1 protein-coding gene is annotated in these 275 nt (G+C 63.6%); it reads right to left on the reverse strand.

Features of this window, described 5'->3' with window-relative positions; all coding sequences use genetic code 11:
• The coding region (locus AC3IMC_RS20495; RefSeq protein WP_490920732.1) for a hypothetical protein at window positions 1-275 on the reverse strand (275 nt) is incomplete at both ends.

Genomic DNA, 275 nt, shown 5'->3' on the forward strand with positions numbered 1-275 from the left:
TCGATCTTTGCCGGGGCGAGCAGGTAGATGCCCTTGATGACGCCTTCGACGTCGAGGTTTTCCGGTTCCGCGGGCTGGACGATGGGTTCGTTGTACACGGTGAGGTAGTACATGACGTTCTTGTCCGTGGAGTCCGGACCGTACATGCGTTCCAGGCCGGAGCGGACGATGTGTCCGATTTCGTAGCCGTAGGCGGGGTCGTAGGTGAGGACGGCGGGGTTGGTGGAGGCCAGCAGGGGGGAGTGTCCGTCCGCGTGCTGGAGGCCTTCGCCGGT

The sequence above is a fragment of the Arthrobacter sp. E70 genome, from assembly GCF_058266945.1.